This is a genomic window from Anabaena sp. TISTR 8404 (assembly GCF_056847745.1).
The window spans coordinates 3,971,416-3,990,829 of the sequence record NZ_CP180578.1 but is presented as its reverse complement, the minus strand read 5'-3'; the positions used below and the strand labels follow the sequence as shown (position 1 = coordinate 3,990,829).

Annotated in this window: 19 protein-coding genes; 13 read left to right on the top strand and 6 right to left on the bottom strand. The window is 40.1% G+C overall.

What is annotated here, in order from left to right; translation table 11 throughout:
- The first annotated feature begins 114 nt into the window (after nucleotides 1-114).
- The 3 genes from ACMX3D_RS17195 to ACMX3D_RS17185 all read left to right on the top strand — a co-directional run bounded on the left by ACMX3D_RS17195 (nucleotide 115) and on the right by ACMX3D_RS17185 (nucleotide 3,375).
- On the top strand, nucleotides 115-1,797 hold the full coding sequence (locus ACMX3D_RS17195) for an iron uptake porin (protein ID WP_482747095.1): 1,683 nt from the start codon (nucleotides 115-117) through the stop codon (nucleotides 1,795-1,797).
- A gap of 50 nt (nucleotides 1,798-1,847) precedes the next feature.
- Nucleotides 1,848-2,267 (top strand): hypothetical protein, encoded by a 420-nt coding sequence (locus ACMX3D_RS17190; protein WP_482747094.1) that lies wholly within the window; start codon nucleotides 1,848-1,850, stop codon nucleotides 2,265-2,267.
- Nucleotides 2,268-2,508: 241 nt separating this feature from the next.
- Nucleotides 2,509-3,375, top strand: a complete 867-nt coding sequence (locus ACMX3D_RS17185) for an alkaline phosphatase family protein (RefSeq protein WP_482747093.1) — start codon at nucleotides 2,509-2,511, stop codon at nucleotides 3,373-3,375.
- A gap of 103 nt (nucleotides 3,376-3,478) precedes the next feature.
- Here ACMX3D_RS17185 and ACMX3D_RS17180 read toward each other — a convergent pair whose 3' ends face one another.
- A complete protein-coding gene (locus ACMX3D_RS17180) occupies nucleotides 3,479-4,390 on the bottom strand; it encodes a helix-turn-helix domain-containing protein (RefSeq protein ID WP_482752367.1) in 912 nt (303 codons plus the stop codon).
- A gap of 76 nt (nucleotides 4,391-4,466) precedes the next feature.
- On the opposite strand from ACMX3D_RS17180, the gene ACMX3D_RS17175 reads away from it, so the two are divergent.
- Nucleotides 4,467-4,880 (top strand): thiol-disulfide oxidoreductase DCC family protein, encoded by a 414-nt coding sequence (locus ACMX3D_RS17175; RefSeq protein WP_482747092.1) that lies wholly within the window; start codon nucleotides 4,467-4,469, stop codon nucleotides 4,878-4,880.
- Nucleotides 4,881-4,917: 37 nt separating this feature from the next.
- Nucleotides 4,918-5,718: a Uma2 family endonuclease gene (locus ACMX3D_RS17170; RefSeq protein WP_482747091.1), complete on the top strand. Its 801-nt coding sequence runs from the start codon at nucleotides 4,918-4,920 to the stop codon at nucleotides 5,716-5,718.
- 67 nt (nucleotides 5,719-5,785) lie between these two features.
- Here the strand turns inward: ACMX3D_RS17170 and ACMX3D_RS17165 are convergent, their stop codons facing one another.
- Nucleotides 5,786-6,217: a hypothetical protein gene (locus tag ACMX3D_RS17165; RefSeq protein ID WP_482747090.1), complete on the bottom strand. Its 432-nt coding sequence runs from the start codon at nucleotides 6,215-6,217 to the stop codon at nucleotides 5,786-5,788.
- Nucleotides 6,218-6,594: 377 nt separating this feature from the next.
- Here ACMX3D_RS17165 and psbQ point away from each other — a divergent pair, with 377 nt between their 5' ends.
- From psbQ to ACMX3D_RS17125, 8 genes are all read left to right on the top strand, one after another.
- A complete protein-coding gene (gene psbQ / locus ACMX3D_RS17160) occupies nucleotides 6,595-7,059 on the top strand; it encodes a photosystem II protein PsbQ (RefSeq protein ID WP_482747089.1) in 465 nt (154 codons plus the stop codon).
- Nucleotides 7,060-7,329: 270 nt separating this feature from the next.
- Entirely contained in the window at nucleotides 7,330-8,400 is a 1,071-nt protein-coding gene (locus tag ACMX3D_RS17155) for an NAD(P)/FAD-dependent oxidoreductase (RefSeq protein ID WP_482747088.1), read from the top strand.
- A 46-nt stretch (nucleotides 8,401-8,446) separates the two neighbouring features.
- Nucleotides 8,447-9,295, top strand: coding sequence for an alpha/beta fold hydrolase (locus ACMX3D_RS17150; RefSeq protein ID WP_482747087.1), 849 nt, complete (start codon nucleotides 8,447-8,449; stop codon nucleotides 9,293-9,295).
- Between the two features lie 192 nt (nucleotides 9,296-9,487).
- Nucleotides 9,488-10,072 (top strand): protoporphyrinogen oxidase HemJ, encoded by a 585-nt coding sequence (hemJ, locus tag ACMX3D_RS17145; protein WP_482747086.1) that lies wholly within the window; start codon nucleotides 9,488-9,490, stop codon nucleotides 10,070-10,072.
- Nucleotides 10,073-10,142: 70 nt separating this feature from the next.
- On the top strand, nucleotides 10,143-10,625 hold the full coding sequence (locus ACMX3D_RS17140; protein ID WP_482747085.1) for a hypothetical protein: 483 nt from the start codon (nucleotides 10,143-10,145) through the stop codon (nucleotides 10,623-10,625).
- 151 nt (nucleotides 10,626-10,776) lie between these two features.
- A complete protein-coding gene (locus ACMX3D_RS17135; RefSeq protein ID WP_482747084.1) occupies nucleotides 10,777-11,640 on the top strand; it encodes a DUF6671 family protein in 864 nt (287 codons plus the stop codon).
- Nucleotides 11,641-12,333: 693 nt separating this feature from the next.
- Complete coding sequence (locus ACMX3D_RS17130; RefSeq protein WP_482747083.1) at nucleotides 12,334-14,859, top strand: AAA-type ATPase lid domain-containing protein; 2,526 nt, start codon at nucleotides 12,334-12,336, stop codon at nucleotides 14,857-14,859.
- A gap of 167 nt (nucleotides 14,860-15,026) precedes the next feature.
- Nucleotides 15,027-15,737, top strand: a complete 711-nt coding sequence (locus ACMX3D_RS17125; protein ID WP_482747082.1) for a sugar transferase — start codon at nucleotides 15,027-15,029, stop codon at nucleotides 15,735-15,737.
- A 6-nt stretch (nucleotides 15,738-15,743) separates the two neighbouring features.
- On the opposite strand, the gene ACMX3D_RS17120 is transcribed toward ACMX3D_RS17125, so the two are convergent.
- The 4 genes from ACMX3D_RS17120 to ACMX3D_RS17105 all read right to left on the bottom strand — a co-directional run bounded on the left by ACMX3D_RS17120 (nucleotide 15,744) and on the right by ACMX3D_RS17105 (nucleotide 19,412).
- Nucleotides 15,744-16,583 (bottom strand): carbohydrate ABC transporter permease, encoded by an 840-nt coding sequence (locus ACMX3D_RS17120; protein WP_482747081.1) that lies wholly within the window; start codon nucleotides 16,581-16,583, stop codon nucleotides 15,744-15,746.
- Nucleotides 16,584-16,765: 182 nt separating this feature from the next.
- A complete protein-coding gene (locus ACMX3D_RS17115; RefSeq protein ID WP_482747080.1) occupies nucleotides 16,766-17,785 on the bottom strand; it encodes a catalase family protein in 1,020 nt (339 codons plus the stop codon).
- Between the two features lie 39 nt (nucleotides 17,786-17,824).
- Nucleotides 17,825-18,385 (bottom strand): 5-formyltetrahydrofolate cyclo-ligase, encoded by a 561-nt coding sequence (locus ACMX3D_RS17110; RefSeq protein ID WP_482747079.1) that lies wholly within the window; start codon nucleotides 18,383-18,385, stop codon nucleotides 17,825-17,827.
- A gap of 82 nt (nucleotides 18,386-18,467) precedes the next feature.
- A complete protein-coding gene (locus ACMX3D_RS17105) occupies nucleotides 18,468-19,412 on the bottom strand; it encodes a GDP-L-fucose synthase family protein (protein ID WP_482747078.1) in 945 nt (314 codons plus the stop codon).
- Nucleotides 19,413-19,414: the final 2 nt, after the last annotated feature.

Below are 19,414 nucleotides of genomic sequence, written 5' to 3'. Positions count from 1 at the left end.
TATTGATCACAACGGGATTTAGGAGTTAGAAGCCAGAATTAAAGATAAATTCTGAACTCTGAATTCTAGCTTCTGAATTCTTTTTATGAAATGGTGTGAGGACGACAGAAAAAAATGAGCAGAATGTTTTGGCAGTGGCTGCTAATTTCTCCATTGACTTTAGGGCTATGCTCGTTAATTACTGCCACAACTGAGGTGATGGCAAAACCAGTTTTAGCTGGAGAAATTCAGCCATCTCAAGAGCAGAGTAATTTTTTATTACAGCCATCTGAATCAACAGAACAAGTCACATCTGTTTCACAACTATCAGATGTTCAACCTACAGATTGGGCTTTTGGTGCATTGCAATCTTTAGTGGAACGTTATGGATGTATAGCAGGTTATCCTAACTCAACTTACCGAGGTAATCGGGCTTTGACACGGTATGAATTTGCAGCGGGGATTAATGCTTGCTTGGAAAAAGTAAATCAACTAATTGCAACTACAACTAATGACCTTGTAAAAAAAGAAGACTTGGCAACACTACAAAAGTTGCAAGAAAACTTTGCGGCGGAATTGGCTACTTTGCGTGGTCGAGTTGATGCAGTAGAACCTCGCGTTGATGTTTTAGAACAACATCAGTTTTCTACCACAACTAAACTCAATGGTGAGGCTATATTTGCTTTATCGGGTTTTGTGGCTGGGCAAGATGCTGATCATGCTGACATTCCCCAAATAACTAATTTTGGCGATCGCATTCGTCTAAACTTAGATACCAGCTTTACTGGCAAAGACTTACTGAGAACTCGATTACAAGCTTCCAACTTTAATTATTTTTCTGGTACTGGTGGTACTGAAACTCGATTACCAGAAGGAACTCTGGCTTTTAATAGTGAACTTGAGGATGAGGAACCTGAAAATAATCAAATCGGAATAGATACGCTGTTTTACAGATTCCCGATTGGCCAAAAAACCTCAGTCACTTTCTATGCTAACGAGGCGGAAGTAGAAGACATCGTAGATACGGTGAATCCATTTATAGATGGAGATGAGGGAGCTTATGGTGCTTTGTCTCGGTTTGGCAGCCGCAACTCTATCTATTATTTAGTGCCGTCAGGAGCCGGAATTGGTGTTAAACATCGCTTCTCTGATCAGTTGGAATTAAGTTTAGGATATGTATCTAATACCGCAGCCAATCCCAACCGGAGAAATGGCTTGTTCAACGGTTCTTATGGTGCGATCGCGCAATTAACTGTACAACCAAGCGATCGCTTCAGTATCGGATTTACTTATGTCAATGCCTACAACAATCTCGGTGAAGACTTGGCAATTCCAGGTACAGGTAGCCAAAAGGCTAACTTGGGGTTAGTTACAGATTTGCCAACTTCTACCAATGCCTATGGCATAGAGGCATCTTACCAATTAAATCCCCACTTTTTTGTCAATGCGTGGGGTGGTTATGCCAATAGTCGAGTTTTAGGCGTAGGCTCTGCTGATATTTGGAATTATGCTGTGGCTTTGGCTTTCCCTGATCTAGGCAAACAAGGCAATCTCGCCGGCATTATCTTTGGTATGGAACCGAAAGTTACAGGTGCATCTGAGGCGATCGCAGATGAATTCACAGAGATAGTTCCAGAAGAAAACCGCGACTCTGCTAGAGACAGAGATACTTCTTTCCACATCGAAGCTTTCTATAGCTATGCAATTTCTGACAATATCACGATTACCCCTGGTTTGATTTGGCTAACTGCTCCCAATCATGATGCTCGTAACAACGATGCTGTACTAGGAGTTATTAGAACCACCTTCACTTTCTAAAGTCGGTCTGATTTTCAACAGTTTTCACACTATCAATTAAGAAACGCCTGATGCACAATACACAATTCGCCAGCATCTTTTTCAGATATAGTTTGGCAACTTTATTATTTTTGCCCAATTTTTTTCTAGGCTTAACCCGCTCAGTAAAAACACTTGCTGAGAGTACAACTAATAACTCTCCTTGTGATTCTAGAAATCCATATAACTTAGTCGCAGATACTACAAAAATCCGCAGAATTAAAATTTCTTGGCAGGTCTGTCAAAGCAATGATTTTTATCAAGTCAGTCAGAGCGATGATGAAAAAGAAATAGCACAAATTGATGACCCAAAAGCACGTAGTTGGACTTACATTGGTGCGAGAGATGAGACAAAATATAAATTTAAAGTTCGCGGGTGCAATAAAAATTCTGCCCAAACTCCAGATTGCACTCCTTGGAGTGAATTGTTTGTAAAAACACCTGATTGGTAATTTCTTGGTTGTCTTATTTTCGGGAGGTGCGATCGCGCCTCCCAAACTACATTCCTATCTAACTCCAAACAAAAGAATTAAAGACTACTTAATTTCCTCTTAAGTTTAACAATGTACCTTACAGAAATTGCTTCTTTCGCAAGAAGTGAAATTAATGACAGCTAAAAAATATTTGTCATAACTCTAGATACCCATAAAAAGCATTAATTATCTACCGATAAAGTTTAGAAAAGGTTCATATATGTTGAGGAAAATTCGCCATTCTTGGCAAGTTACCAACGGACTAGCTGTATTAACCAGCTTTTTTACGGGTAGTCATGCAGCATTAGCAGCCACTACAGTGCCGACTTTCGATCACATCGTCGTCGTCATAGAAGAAAACCACGGATATACACAAATCATTGGTTCTAGCAACGCTCCATATATCAATTCACTAGCGTCAGGTGGCGCTCTCTTCACTAATTCCCACGGTGTGACACACCCAAGCCAACCCAACTACATAGCTTTGTTTAGTGGCTCCACACAAGGTAGTACAAATGATAATTGCCCATTGACATTTACTAATAAAGCTAACCTAGCTACCCAATTAGTTGGAATCGGCCGGACTTTTACAGGTTATTCAGAGACTATGCCTAGTGTTGGTTATACAGGTTGTAACTACGGCGGATCTAATGGTTACTATCGTAAGCACAACCCTTGGGTTGATTTTACTAATGTTGCTAGTTCTGCAAATCAACCATATACAAGTTTTCCTTCATCTGCGAATTTTGCCAATCTGCCTACCGTCTCCGTTGTTGTTCCCAACCAACTAGATGATATGCACAATGGCACGATTCAACAAGGTGATACCTGGTTGAAAAATAATCTAGATGCCTATGCACAGTGGGCTAAAACTCACAATAGCTTGCTGATTGTTACCTTTGATGAAGATAATGGCACAACCAACAATCAGATTGCAACTATCTTTTATGGCGCTCATGTTAAAGTGGGACAGTATAGTGAGAATATTAATCACTACAATGTCTTACGCACAATTGAAGCAAGCTATGGATTATCTGGCTTGAATAATGCCGCTACATTAACCCCAATTCTTGATGTGTGGCAATAAATTTTTAACCTCTATGTCGCTTCTCTGAAAAGAATTAAAAATGGCAAGTGTCAATTATCTTGCCATTTTTTAAACATTTTATTGATGATTCATTTCACTTTTATTAAATTTTTACCTGTTCTCTGTATACTTTTGGTGTTATACCCATGAATTTACGAAAGACATTGGTAAAATGACTTTGACTTTGAAAACCAACTTGCTCAGATATTTGCTCGATAGTTTTTTCGCTGCCAGTCAATAATTTTTTTGCTTTAGCAATTCGGCAATTCATGACATACTGATGAGGTGCAAAACCCGTAGATTGTTTAAATAGACGAGAAAAATGGTACATACTTGTGCCAACAACCGCAGAAATTTCAGCTAAAGTCAAATCTTTTTCTAGGTTGTCGTGGATATAAGAAATAGCTTGACGTAACTTTCTCGGCGAAAGACCTTTGCTATTAGAGAAATGTGGAACTTTATCACTGGCTATTGAGTGATGTTTAAGCAAGTGAATGCAGAGTGTAGTTTTAAGAGACTCAATATAAATTTGGCTACCTCCACCATCTGATTCTAATTCTGACTTCAGTGCTAGACCAATTTGTTGAATGAATGGTTCAGGTGCAGCAAAGTGGGGTGTTAATTCAACACCTTGTAAATCGACCGACTCTAATATAATTTGATTGAAAAAGGCAGGTTCTAAACTGAGGAGAAGAAATTCAGTTTCTGTTGTCCAACGAGAAATATGATGTATGTTGGCAGGTACAATTGCTACATCACCGTTGAAAATATTTTCACGCTGAAAGCGTCCATCTAACACTCGTTCTGCTTTAGTTAAACGATGGGATATGTTAACAGAGAGGATGTGTTGTTTTGGGGAATGTTCGGGGGTTTCATGGGCAGGCTGTTGATAAATATCTAAACGAATACCATCCCATTTAGCATGGTAACTAGAAATCAAGGGCGATCGCGGCAGAACTTCTGCACAAGCATCTTCTTGAGCAAAATCAAGTTTTAAGATTTTCTCTTCTAGCATCATTCTCACCGCAGAGATCATTAATTTAGGTGTAAGGTTATACTTAAACCGTAATACGAAAAGAGGTGCTATTTCAATGAATTACTATGTAATATACGACGGAAATTGCAATCTCTGCGTTACTTTAGTGCAATTTTTAGAAACTCTAGACCAAGGCAAGCTGTTTCGTTACACCTCTATGCAAGACGAACAAACGCTTACACAGTGGGGAATTACATCTCAAAATTGTCAACAAGGAATGATATTAATTGATGCTAATGCTCCTGATCGACGTTGGCAAGGCAGCGATGCGGCGGAAGAAATTGGCAAGTTACTACCGATGGGAAGTTTGTTTGTCGATGCTTATCGCGCCATACCTGGGATGAAATGGGCAGGCGATCGCTTCTACGAACAAATCCGCGATAATCGTTATACTTTGTTTGGCAAGCGTGCTACTACTTACCAATCAGCATACTGTGTGGATGAAAGCTGCAAAGTTGGTAATGATTAGTATATGAGCATTTGATAGTCTACTTTAGGGGGTGGGCATGACAATAAGTAAGCCAGATTTAGAAACATCCCAGACGACTGATATTGTGGACTGGGAACCCCCAATGCCACCCACAGATTTAATATTTGATGACGGAGAACCATTGGAGTCAAATCGCCACCGTATTGCCATGAATGTCTTAATTCGGTCATTGCAGCAAGCTTGGGCTGACCGAAACGACTTTTATACAGGTGGTATTATGTTCATCTACTACAGCAGCACCCAAGCACGTAACAATGATTTTCGCGGCCCTGATTTTTTTGCAGTGCTGAATGTTGATGGCACTACCACTAGACAAGGCTGGGTAGTCTGGGAAGAAAACGGGCGTTACCCAGATGTCATCGTCGAATTAATGTCACCATCTACAGCGCGAGTTGACAAAGTTACAAAAAAAGAGATTTATCAACAAATCTTCCGCACACCAGATTACTTTGTCTATGACCCCTTTGACTCCAACTCTTTACAAGGTTGGCATTTAGACGCAAATCAGACTTACCAGCCCTTAACCCCAAACGAAAGTGGTTGGCTGTGGTGTCAGCGTTTAGGTTTTTGGTTAGGGACTTGGGAAGGCACAATAGACCGAGAAACAGCAATTTGGCTAAGATTCTACGATTCAGATGGCAATCTTGTGCCTTTGCCAGAGGAAGCAGCACAAGCACAAGCACAAGCAGCACAGGCACAAGTCGAAGCAGCACAAGCCCAAGCCCAAGCCGCCCAAACACAAGCCGAAGCAGCACAAGCACGTGCTGAACGTTTAGCCGCCCGTCTACGAGAGTTAGGTGAAGACCCTGATGCTTAATGATGAGTGTATGGAGTTAAGCGGATGAAGGCGAAAAACTGAAATTTCAGACTTCAGACTTCACACTTCATACTTCAGACTTTTCATTAAATAGTTCTAAAATCTGCCGACAAAATTGTTTTAGCTTGTCGCCTATTTGTGCAGACGGTGCAGACTCACCAACAATGTTCCAGTTTTCTACTGTCGAAAGTCGCCACGCCTCACCGCGATGATCAAATCCAGCAACTTCTACACCAATTGCCCGACGTGCGTTTGTGATTGGATCTTGATGAAAGCGAATTTGAATTAAGACACTACGACTACGCCAGGATTTGCTGATTCCCGGAAAGTGAAACCCAATGTCTATTGAATCTGGATCAACCAATTCTCTGGTTTCAGGATCATTCTTCCAAGGTTTCAAATCCGACTTCGCATCGGGAAACTCGAATTTGAACAAATTAACTACCGTAGCTATCTTACTGGCGAGTTCAAGGTTAGTTGCCTGTTCAGCTGCGTTCACGAAAAAACACTCCTAAATAGTTAGTCAGCTTTGGGGAATGTGACGACAGAAAACCGCCAGAAGGCTAATCTTATTAGTGTTTCAGCTTATCAAGACGTTTTAAATTTCGCAACTTGAAAATTACCTTTTCTTAACAATTTATGAAGTATGAAGTATGAAGTAGTAAATTTTAGATTTAATTTACTCTCAGGCTTATTGAGTAATTATACTTAAAAAATTGAGGAAAGTATTTGAATCTGTACCCCTATTCATAAATAGTCTGGAAAAATTCTCAGAATTTTCCGCAAAATCATCTACTTGTTAGAACGATAAATTACCCTGGCGATCTAAAATTACACTGTTAGCTGGCAAACGTAAAAAAAAGTTAAGTTCAGTTTATGGCGCGTCAACGCTCGATTTTTTCAATCATCCTGGTATTATTGGCTACATTCCTCATTAGTTGTGGTGGCCCTGGGGTAGCAGTTGCACCTCCAACTTATACAGCAGATCAAATTGCACAAATTCAGGAATATGTACCTGAAATTCAGACTGTGCGCGATCGCGCAAACGAACTGAAAACCCTCATCCAAAAAAATGAGTGGATTAAAGTGGGTAACTTTATTCATGGCCCAATGGCAGAAGCTAGACTGACCATGACTTACATCACACCCCATCTTTTACCCAAAGACCAAACCGCAGCCCGTCAAATCACCAGAGATTTGCTGAACCACTTGGTTAAAATTGATCAAGCGGCTAGTACTGGCAATAGTTTAGTTGCCGCGAGTAACTACCAAGCTGCTTTTACAGATGTTGACAAATTCCTGCAACTGTTGCCTGAAGGTAGCAAGGAAGCTGAATCCTAAGCAGTGATTCCTGAGTGATAAGTTATGAGTTAGAAGAAAAAAGGCTGAAGTCTGAAGTCTGAAGTCTGAAGTCTGAAGTCTGAAATGAAGAAACTTGTACAGTAAGCTTTTTGACTTTTGACTTTTGAACGCCAGTTGCTTCAAGTCGGCAAAGCCGACGACACTTGCTACAACGGAGGAAACCTCCGCAACGCAGTGTCTCCCCAATGCACTGGCTCCTTTTGACTTCTGCCTTGCGGTACTAGCTCATAACTTCTTAATATCCAAGCAATGAGTCATGTAATTATTATCGGTTGTGGCGTGGTTGGGGCTGCGATCGCCTATGAACTAAGTCAAGTCACAGGGTTGCAAATTACCGTTGTTGACCAAAAACCACCCGCACAAGCCTCTACAGGCGCAGCCCTTGGCGTTTTGATGGGTGTCATCAGTCAAAAAATTAAGGGCAAAGCTTGGCGACTGCGGCAAACCAGCATTGAACGCTACGAAACCTTAATTCCTGAATTAGAAGCGTTAACTGGGAGTAAAATCCCATTCAATCGTCAAGGTATTCTCCATCTGTGTTGGAAAGAAGAAAATTTTGATAATTGGGCAAAATTAGTTGAAACCCGTCATTCTCAAGGTTGGGACTTGGAAATTTGGGACACAGCCAAACTGAAAAATCTTTGCCCACAGGTAGATAATGACAACATTACTGGCGCAGTCTATTCACCCCAAGACCGTCAACTTGACCCCACAGCTTTAACCTTAGCTTTAGTTGAAGCCGCCCAACAAAAAGGCGTAACCTTCAAATTTGGCGTAAATGTTTTGAATATCTCAGCCACATCAATCGAAACTACAGCCGGAGAAATTACTGCTGATTGGATTGTGGTTGCGGCTGGACTGGGTTCTACACTATTAACATCCCAGTTAAATCAAAAGGTTGATATCCGCCCTGTTCTAGGGCAAGCATTACAAGTACATTTAGAACATCCCATCGGCAACCCTGAGTTTCAGCCGATGATTACTTGTAATGATGTGCATATTGTCCCTGTGGGCGGGGGAGATTATTGGATAGGCGCAACGGTGGAGTTTCCTAGCAATGGTGATGAAATTCCACCCAATCATGAACTATTAGAGTCTGTTAAACAACAAGCGATCGCCTTTTGTCCAGAATTAGCATCAGCGACTATCACTCGCACATGGTCAGGGTTACGCCCCCGCCCCGAAGGTCGCCCAGCACCCATAATTGAAAAACTGCCAGGATTTAACAATATCCTCCTCGCCACCGGACATTATCGTAACGGTGTGTTACTAGCGCCTGCAACAGCATCTGCGATTCGTGAGATGATTATTGAGAATTAAACAATAATATTTCTCCTGAGTTCTCAGTTTCTATTAGGAAAGTAGCGTGTCTGTAACAGAAAATAAAGTAAAAGTTGATTCGTTAGAGTGGTTTTATCGGGAAGCTCAACCGATTGGACAAAGTGATTTATTACCTGTAATTTTGCTGCACGGAATCGTATCCCAAAGTTATAGCTGGCGTAATATTATGCCAGCTTTAGCCAGCCAAGGAACAAGAGCGATCGCACCAGATTGGATTGGCTATGGCTTTTCTTCTATGCCAGAAAAACGCGATTTTGCTTACACTCCTGACGCATTTATTACAGCTTTAGAAAGTTTTATACAAACATTAAAACTTGAAAAATTTTCTTTAGTTGTGCAAGGGTTTTTAGGTTCTGTAGGTTTACAATATGCCTTGCGTCATCCTGAACAAATTGCTAACATTGCTATTTTAAACGCACCGATTTCTAGCACAGCTAAATTACCTTGGAAAATCCAACAAATGGGTTTACCGTTAGCAGGTGAAATGATGACTCAAGACCCTTTATTAGTTGACCGCACCCTAGAAGGTGGTAGCCGTTATCGCATCGAAGATAAAGATTTAGATGTTTACCGCCGACCTTTTTTGAAAACTTCTGCGGCTGGGAGAGGCTTATTATCAACCATTCGCAATTTGCAACTTCCCCAAGCAATGGCAGAAATTGAATCTGGCTTTCAAAAATGGCAACAGCCAATTCTGATTCAATGGGGCATGATTGACCCTTGGTTATCCATAGACATAGCACAAAAATTTAGCGATTCTGTCTCTAATGTAGAATTAATAAAACTTAATAATGTCGGACATTACCCGCAAGAACATTACCCCAAAGACATTTTAGAAGATTTACTGCCTTTTGTTAGGCGTGTCAACAAATAATCAGAAATAAGTTTTGCCAAAATCGATATTATAAAAAATGAAACCATAGGTAAACACAGAGAAATTATCTGTGTTTAACAAATAGCTAATTAGATGATTTGGCACAGTATTTAATGTGATCGTAAGCGAATATTGACAAATTTCTAGTAACTTACGATCTCATTAAAGCTACCTTAATGGAGAAGAGAATTCATGGCTTATTCTTGGTTTAAAGCATTTCATATCATTGGAATTGTAGTTTGGTTTGCTGGGTTATTTTATCTGGTGCGTCTGTTTATTTACCATGTAGAAGCTGAACAAGAACCAGAACCAGCACGCACGATACTGAAAAAGCAGTATCAAATTATGGAACTACGTCTTTATCGCATCATCACTACTCCCGGAATGTTAGTAACAGTAGCGATGGCGATAGGTTTGCTGAGTACCGAACCAGACGTTTTAAAACAGAGTTGGTTACATTTCAAACTGCTATTTGTCGCCATTTTATTGGCTTATCATCATTACTGCGGTCGTTTGATGAAGAAGTTAGCAGCCAATGAATGTCGTTGGACTGGTCAACAGTTACGTGCTTTAAACGAAGCACCTACAGTCATGTTGGTGGTGATTGTACTATTGGCTGTGTTTAAAAACAATCTACCTACAGACATCACTGCTTGGGGCATTTTTGGTCTAATTATATTTATGGCTGTGACTATTCAGCTATACGCCAAGAAACGTAAGCGTGATAAAGAACAGATGATGGCACAGATAAGCCAAGTTCCTCAAGAACAAAGTTAGACAAAAACGCCTGAGATATCTTAAATTAAGAAATGTTAAGAAATATATTTGATATCTCAGGCGTAAATCAATGTCAGCAAAATATTTAGGTAAACCCCGTCCATTATGGCGAGTAATTTTATTGTCTGTGATTACAGGTATGCTGTATTACGGCTGGTACAAATGGATTATTCAAGAAGAATTACGTCGTTATAACGGGTTTGGTTGGTCAGGAACGCTGTGTTTAGCACCATTTGTTTTCGGAGTAGCAATTCCCCAAGCTTTGCGAATATTTGATCCTGATGTACCTGGATGGTTTGGTTGGTTTTCGCTTTTGGGTATTGTGTGGATTTATATCGTTCAGTTTAAGTTATATAAGACTGTTAATGAACTGTACCGCCAAGCAGGATGGAAAGAACCTTTGGTAGTTTGGTGGTTATTTGTTCCCGGATTAAATTTAATTGTTGGTTTGCGACAAATCCATTTTTTAAGCCAGTTTTGGGCCAAACAACAAGGCGTTACTGTTTCAGATTATCTGGCTGAAAATATTCCTTTACTTTCGGCTAATGCTTAACAGATTTAGGTATTTATAAGCTTAATTTTGTAGGGTTTGTTATGGCTTTAGCCTAACGCACCTTGATAAAATCTAAAAAGATGGTGCGTTGCCCTCCACAAAAACGCACCCCACTGTTTTTTAATATTTAATTACATTGATATATTACACGATGCAAATTCAGCAATTATTTAGCAAGCGAGTAGGCGTAATTGCAACAATGCACCAAAAAGAAAAGGTAATTGCGCCATTATTAGAAAAAGAATTATATATTAAAACTATAGTTCCATCTAATTTTAATACTGATGCTTTTGGTACATTTACAAGAGAAGTAAAACGCCCTGGTAATCAAATTGAAGCTGCTAAACTAAAAGCAGAAACAGCCTTAAAATTGACAGGTGAGACTTTAGCGATCGCCAGTGAAGGTAGTTTTGTACCTCATCCACTTGTACCATATATTTACTCCAATCGAGAAATTGTTATTTTATTAGATAAAGAAAACGAAGTCGAAATTATTGGTGAAGAATTTTCAATAGAAACTAACTTTAATCATCAGGTAGTTGAAAATATTCAAGAAGCATACAACTTTGCTAAAAAAGTTGGTTTCCCTGAACACGGAATAGTTATTTATTGGGAAGATTTTACTACAAATACCGTTGAGGTAATTAAAGGCATTACTACAGAAGCGAAACTGACACATACTATTAACACAGCCTTAAATAATTCTATAGATGGTAAAGTTAACTTAGAAACAGATATGCGGGCGCTTTACAACCCAACCCGCATGAAGAATATTGAAAAAGCAACTTTAGATTTATTAACTAAAATTAAAAGCTTATGTCCGCAATGTTCTGCACCCGGTTTTGCTATAAGTGAAAAAATAGCAGGATTGCCATGTGAAATGTGTTCTATGCCTACTAGTTTGACACTAGCGGTAGTTTATCAGTGTCAAAAATGTGGTTTTAAGCAAGAAAAATTATTTCCTAATGGAAGGGAATTTGCTGACCCAGCGCAATGTATGTATTGCAATCCTTAAGGAGAATAGAAAAATCTAGTTTGACTATTGATTATCAAGATTTTCCTATTTCATTTTCAGCATTTTTTTGTCCAAAAAAAATCTCTCGCTACTAACTAGCAACGAGAAGATTCAAAGTTATAGTTCGTCAGGTGATCGGAATAGTATCTTATTTAGTATGTATTTTAGATATATTTGTTCCTCCATTAGATAGATAAAAACTTTGCCTAGTCTTGATAGATGTATATATCTACACTATTAATAAATTCCATAAGAAATTTAGAATTGAAACATGAAAACGAGTATATAATAGCCGAGATGAAGGTCAGTAAAAATAACTAATTAAACAGCATTCAAAGTAGAGTTTATCTGATGAATAAAATTTTTAGACAAAATGAATATGTATTAAAAAAGCCCCAAAGCTTTGAAAAGCCAAAGGGCGGACGGTATGGTGTGAGGAGCAAACTATTTGTTTACTGAAATATAAGTTAGCAAGGGAATGTGACAATCTTGTCACATATATATGAAAAATATGCGATCGCAAACAATTCTAGCTACGGCTAAAAAATACCGCAGCCAACACAATTAAACCTAAAAGTGCTAAAGGAACCCAAAGATTAGGGACATCCGACAGACTCATCACGCAGTGCTTTTGACATTCTGATCAGGGATAATTCCATTTATACAGCAAGCAGCCTGCACGGCAAACCCACAATGACATCACAAGAAACAGTCATTTGGCTACAAAAACGTACAACTTTAGGAATTCTCTCATCGGTGGCGTTGAATGCGATCGCCCAAGTCTTAGAAGAAAAAGTTGTACCACAAGGCAGTAACTTAGTCAGCGCAGGTACTCCCCCAGAAGCCCTTTATATCCTCAAAGACGGTCAAATTGAAAGTGATACCAGTAATAAAAGTAACTTTACTCTGGCTTGTGGCTTTCTACCAGGGGCAGTAATTAACCTCAAAGAACTGCTGTTAGATGAATTAACACCATCGACAATCATTGCGCTTACAGAATGCTATGTATGGGTTATCCCGGCTTTTGAATTTCGCATCCTAGCCAGCCAATACCCAGAAATTACCCAAGTATTATCTCGCTCCTTAGCCCAAGAATTAGCGCAAGTCACATCAGCTTTAACTTACGAACAAGAACGTTCTGTCGCCTTGCGTCCGTATCTAGTTACCAAAGCCCAACGGGGTATTGTTGGCACAAGTCGCTATGCAGTCCGTTTACGCGAACAAATACGCGAAGCCGCAGCTGACCGCAAATCAGTAGAAATCTTCGGTGAACCGGGCTTAGAAAAGGATAATATTGCTGCTTTGATTCACTATGGTTCACCCAAACGTCGGGAACCGATTATTAAAATAAATTGTGGTATTCTCCAAACTAGCGGTATAGACTTATTTGGTCGTGCAGGCGGCAAACCAGGCCTTTTAGAATGGCTGGGAGAAGGCACTTTAGTACTCAACAACATCCAAGAATTGCCAGCAGAATTATTACCAGCAATGGTGCAGTTAATCAAAACAGGCACTTACACCCCTGTAACTCGTGCTGGCGAACCAACAGTCGCACCCCGCACCAGCCAAGCCCGAATTTTGATTATTTCCGAAAAAACGCAGTCCAAAATTGAACGCTGTGTAGGCCGTGTAATTAAAGTACCGCCATTGCGGGTGCGAAAAACAGATATCAAAGCACAGGTAGAATATTACATCAGTCTTTACGTGCGATCGCGCGGTTTGCCAAAACCCCATGTCACCCCAGAAGCCTTACGCCGCTTGCAATCTTATGACTTCCCTGGCAATCTTAAAGAGTTAAAAAATTTAGTAGAACGGGCAATTGTCCAAGCAGCAGACAGACAAGAATTAACAGAAGAAATCTTCTGGTCAGCCCAAACCAAGAAAAAAGAATTTCGCGTTAATTTGTTGAATGCTTATCCTGGGCTGCGAAAATTCTTAAGGAGTGACTGGTGGCCAGACCGCATTAACTATGGCTTTACTGTGGCAGCTTTTGCGATACTCCTTGGGGTGTTATTTCTGGGGCCGCAAACACGCGATCGCAATTTTGCTTTAAATTTATTTTGGGCTTGGTGGTGGCCTTTCTTTTTATTTATCTTTCCCTTTTTAGGTCGCGTTTGGTGTGCCGTCTGCCCCTTCATGATTTACGGCGAAATTACCCAAAAATTATCTCTGTGGTTATTTCCTCGACAACTCAAACGCTGGCCGAGAGAAAAAGCAGAGAAATGGGGTGGATGGTTTGTGTTTGGCCTATTTACCCTAATTTTCTTGTGGGAAGAACTCTGGAACTTAGAAAATACAGCTTACCTATCAGCTTGTTTGCTGTTGTTAATTACCGCCGGCGCAATGATTTTCTCAGCCATATTTGAACGGCGGTTTTGGTGTCGCTACCTCTGTCCCATTGGCGGGATGAATGGTTTATTTGCCAAACTCTCCATAACTGAACTGCGGGCGCAGCAAGGTATTTGTTCTGCTACCTGCACCACCTATCAATGTTACAAAGGCGGGCCGCAAAAAGGCGAAGGTATGGAAACCAATGGCTGTCCGTTATATTCTCATCCCGCCCAGCTAGAAGATAACAGAGATTGTGTCTTGTGCATGACTTGTTTAAAAGCCTGTCCCCATCGTTCCGTTGAGTTTAACTTGCGTCCCCCAGGAATTGAACTGTGGACAACTCATGTACCACGCAACTATGAGGTTGCATTGTTGTTTTTGCTGTTGGGTGGTGTATATCTGCATCGATTACCAGAATTGCAATCTTGGTTGGGTTTACACATAGATTTAACCCAATTTTGGCAGCACTTGGGATTATCACTCTTAGTTTTGCTTGTCCCAGCTGCTTTAGCTTGGGCAGCTTACGGCTTGATACAACTATTCAATTTTCATCGCAAACCTAAATCATTTATAGAAATTGCCTACGGTTACTTACCATTGGTGTTAGGAGGTAACTTAGCTCATTACCTACGTTTAGGTTTAGGAGAAGGTGGGCGAATTTTACCCGTCACTTTAGCTACCTTTGGGCTGAATAGCGAACATTTGCCCGTACTGGTAGCACATCCAGCAGTTATTGCCTTTTTGCAAGGTGCTACTTTAATTTTTTCTGTGCTGTTAACGATAGTATTAACGCAAAAAATAGCACGACAACCAATGCGATCGCTTTTTTGGCAACACTTAGCAACTATTGGGTTAGCAGCTAGTATGTGGGTGTTAATAGTCTTTTAGCTAGACTCACTTTATGCATTCAATACTCAAAATTTAAAATCTCTCTTTGTATTCAAAGATTATATGAACTTTGAGCTAGAGATTTATTACTGGGTGAATTTTTGTTTATATTAGCACTCAGTACAAATGTAGTCTGATCAAGATACCTTGATCAACTTAAACTCCTTATGATGTCAATACCTACTGTTACTTCTCATGCAGGAGGTTATGCTGTGGATGAATTAGCTCTTGCGGCTCAACATAACGCAGCTAATTTTAGACAAAAGCCCTTACATAGCTCAACCTCAAGCATTACAAAAAGATTTATTGACATTTTAGGAGCTATTGTTGGACTCATTATTACAGCGATCGTGGCAATTCCTATAGCAATTGTCACTAAAATCACTAATCCCGGCCCGATATTTTATTCCCAAATTCGTTGCGGTATCAACGGAAAACCTTTCCGCATTTGGAAGTTCCGTTCGATGGTTGTGAATGCTGAACAACTCAAGCATTTAGTAAAAAATCAAGCTCAAGGTCACATCTTTAAATCTGTTGATGACCCTCGTATTACTCCAGTCGGTAAATTCTTACGTCGCACCAGCTTGGATGAGTTACCACAATTTTGGAATGTTCTCAAAGGAGAAATGAGCTTAGTTGGAACACGTCCCCCTACACCTGATGAAGTTATCTATTATTCACCTCATCACTGGGAGAGATTAAGAGTCAAACCAGGTATGACGGGAGAATGGCAAGTCAATGGTCGTTCTAGCATCAAAGATTTTGAAACCATTGTTCAAATGGATATAGATTATCAACGTAAGTGGTCTATAGTTTATGACCTGATGCTGATATTTAAAACAATCTGGGTAGTCTTGAATAAAAGTGGCGCTTATTAGCCAAAATTAACCTTTAACACCACTTCCAGTTTCAGTGGGTACGATATAACGTTGTAAAAATAGAAATAGTATTAGTACTGGTGCAATAGAAATGATCGAACCAGCCGCTACTAAGCGCCAGTCCAAAGAAAAAGTACCTGCTAATTTTGCAACTCCTAAAGGTAAGGTGTAAAGTTTTTCGTCTTGAATCACAATTAAAGGCCAAAGAAAGTCACTCCAAGAGCCAATAAAGACGAAAATTGCCAGAGTTACTAATGCTGGACGAATAGCAGGTAACATGATATGCCACCACAAACCTAACTCCGAACTACCATCCATACGAGCTGCTTCTTCTATTTCTTTTGGCACACCCATAAAAGCTTGTCGTAGTAAAAAAATGCCAAAAGCCGAAGCTAAACTAGGAAAAATCATTCCCCAATAAGTGTTTACTAAACCTAGCTGGACTGTCAAAATGTACAGGGGAATCATGACAATCTGAAACGGAATCATGATTGTAGAGACAATCGCAATAAAAATCCAGTCTCGCCCCGGAAATGATAATCTGGCTAAAGGGTAAGCAGCTAAAGAACAAAATAATAAATTTAAGCCAACAGTCAGCAACGAAACCAAAGTACTGTTATATAAATATTGGGCAAAAGGTAAAGATTGCCACACAGTAGAGAAATTGTTTAGTGTAGGTTGGCTGGGTAGTAATTGTGGCGGCGATTGTAAAATATTTTCTGTTGGTGATTTTAAAGCCGTACTAATTAACCAGAGTAAGGGAAATAGCGTGATGAGTGCGATCGCTCCTAAAACTATATAAATTAATACAATATTCAACTTGGGATTCTGTTTGAAAAATTTCATAATTAACCTTTTATTTGATGCGTCAGAAACAATTGTCTCTGACGCAAGCTATTAGGTAAAAGTTATACCTTGCCGATGGAAGGCTTATCATTAACGCTGCCACAAGCATGTGCAGAGTTTTGCATAATTAAGCCACATCTGAACATAAGATAACCCCTGAACTTAAGCAGTTTCCATTTGATTTACATTGGTTCATCTTGAACTACTGTATGAGGTTGTGGTTCCCGCAGGCGTTGGGCAATTTGCTCTCGTCGATACTTTGCAAGTTCGCTGTAAAGCCTCTTGCGTGAGAGATTCACACTGCCAACAGGCTCATGTTCTAGGAGTGTGTGCCAAGGGGAAAATAACATACCTTCATCTAAACGCTTACGTTCTTCAAAATCGAATTTTTGACTAGGAATACGCACAGTTGCAACTTTAATAAACGGTGAATCTGCCTCTTGCCATTCCTGAACGTGGTTTTCAATTGGTGTCTTTTCATCATCTACATAAAACTGAATCAGGAAGTCAAAAGAGGCTTCTTGACCTTCTAGTGTCAAATATTTGACTATTGCTTCCCGTAGGTAATTTTCCGATTCTGGAACTGTTTCGGGAGGTTGTTCCGGCTGTTGTGGTTTGACGGAAAATTTGACAAATTTATCGCCAAACTTAAATGGAGCCATACTCCAATATTGAATCAAAAGTGGATTACCTATCTTCTTACTACCAATTTTTTGCAAAATAGCAAAGGCGTAAGTCAGTTCTTCTATTCGTTCTGGTGTAAGTTGTCCATTACCTGCTTTGGCTAAATCGGCATAATCACGAACATCTTTAGTCAAGAAAATAGGATAATTGTTGAGGATAAAATCTTGAGTTTTTTCTTCATCATCTAGTACTTTTTGTCCATCTACATTGATTACCTTGATGGCAATACCTCGAACATCAGGCTGGCTATCGGAGTTGAATGTACCACGTTTTTGAGGCGCACCACCATTAGAAAAACGAATCCACACAGGATAAGTTTGAGGGGTTTTAAACAAACCTATTCTCAAGTCTTCAGAAAGATGTGGTTCAATAATAAATTCTCCCCAAAGGAGTCCATGACTTTTGCTATGAATTTGGCGGAGGTCTGGGCCTGTTTGCTGTTGAGCTTGAAGACTAGTTGCTATAATCTCATCGAGCAGTGCTTCATGCTCAGTGGTAGATGATACTGGATTATTCATAGAAAATACTTGATTATGTGTCTTCATTATCCTGAAGCTTTAATCTTTCCCAGTCAAGCCAGTTTCACTCACAACAGTTTTGAGAGGTTTATCCCAAGGTGCGCTCGGTATTTGGTGCAAGTAAGCAAAATCAAATACTATACCTACAGTTGATTTATTTGACCATTCAGGAGAACTGAGTAAGCGGTCATAATATCCGCCGCCATAGCCCAAGCGATATCCGCGAGAATCGCACGCTACACTAGGCACAAGAATTAAATCTACTTCACTAGGGTCTATTGTTGGCGCATCGGGATAAGGTTCACTAATGCCATAACTGTTAATTTGCACTGAGTCTTCCGATGTCCAAACATGCCAAGATAGAGAATTACCAACGCAACGGGGAAAACCCCATTTATATTTAGTGTCTGCAAATAAAGGACTGAGATCAGGTTCTTGACGAAAGCTGAAATAAGCGAGTATTGTCTTTGCTTCATCATAGTGAATCAAAGTTTGTAGTTGTGTACAGATGCGATCGCTTTTTTCTCTCCATTCATGAACGGACATCGACTGCCGTTGTTTTAGTAATGTGCGGCGTAGTTTTGCTTTATCTAACCTCATCTCAACCGTACCCACAAAAAAAATTGTAGAGACGTTGCATTGCAACGTCTCTACATTAAGATAACGTTTACCCTATAAGTAGTTAGGCAGCGTTTTGACGATACCAATCAATGGTATTTTTTAGCCCTTGCTCAAAGCTAACTTGTGCAGTAAAGCCAAAAGCTTGCTTGGCTCGTTCTGTATCTAAACATCTGCGTGGTTGACCATTAGGTTTGTCGGTTTCCCAAACAATTTCACCGTCAAATTCCATTAATTCGCAAATTAGGGTAATCAAATCACGGATAGAAATTTCATAACCAGTACCTAAGTTAACTGGTTCCGAGTCATTGTAAAACTGAGTACCCATAACAATTCCCCGCGCTGCATCTTCAGAATAAAGAAACTCGCGGGTAGGACTGCCATCACCCCAAACTGGTAGTTGTTTTTCTCCCTTAATTTGGGCTTCGTGGACTTTGCGAATTAATGCCGGAATGACATGAGAACTGCTGGGGTCAAAGTTATCTTCTGGCCCGTATAAATTTACTGGCAGTAGATAAATGCCATTGAAGCCGTATTGCTGGCGGTAAGATTGCAACTGCACTAACAGTGCTTTCTTTGCCACACCGTAGGGTGCGTTAGTTTCTTCCGGGTAGCCATTCCAAAGGTCATCTTCTTTAAATGGCACTGGCGTAAATTTAGGATAGGCACAGATAGTACCAACACAGACAAATTTTTCTACTCCAGCTTGATAGGCAGCATGAATTAGCTGGGTTCCCATGATCAAGTTGTCGTAGAATAACTCTGCGGGCTTTTCGCGGTTGAGACCAATCCCTCCCACGTGAGCCGCTAGGTGGATAATGATGTCTTGTTGGTCAACTGCACGTTGACAGTTTTCCCACACACGGATGTCGCATTCACGCGATCGCGGTACCGTAATTTTTGCACTATCAGCCCCAGCCTTACACAGCTGATCTATTACTTGACGACCCAGGAATCCCGCTCCACCTGTGACGAGAATCCTTTTATTTTTTAATTCTAAGGCAGTCATAT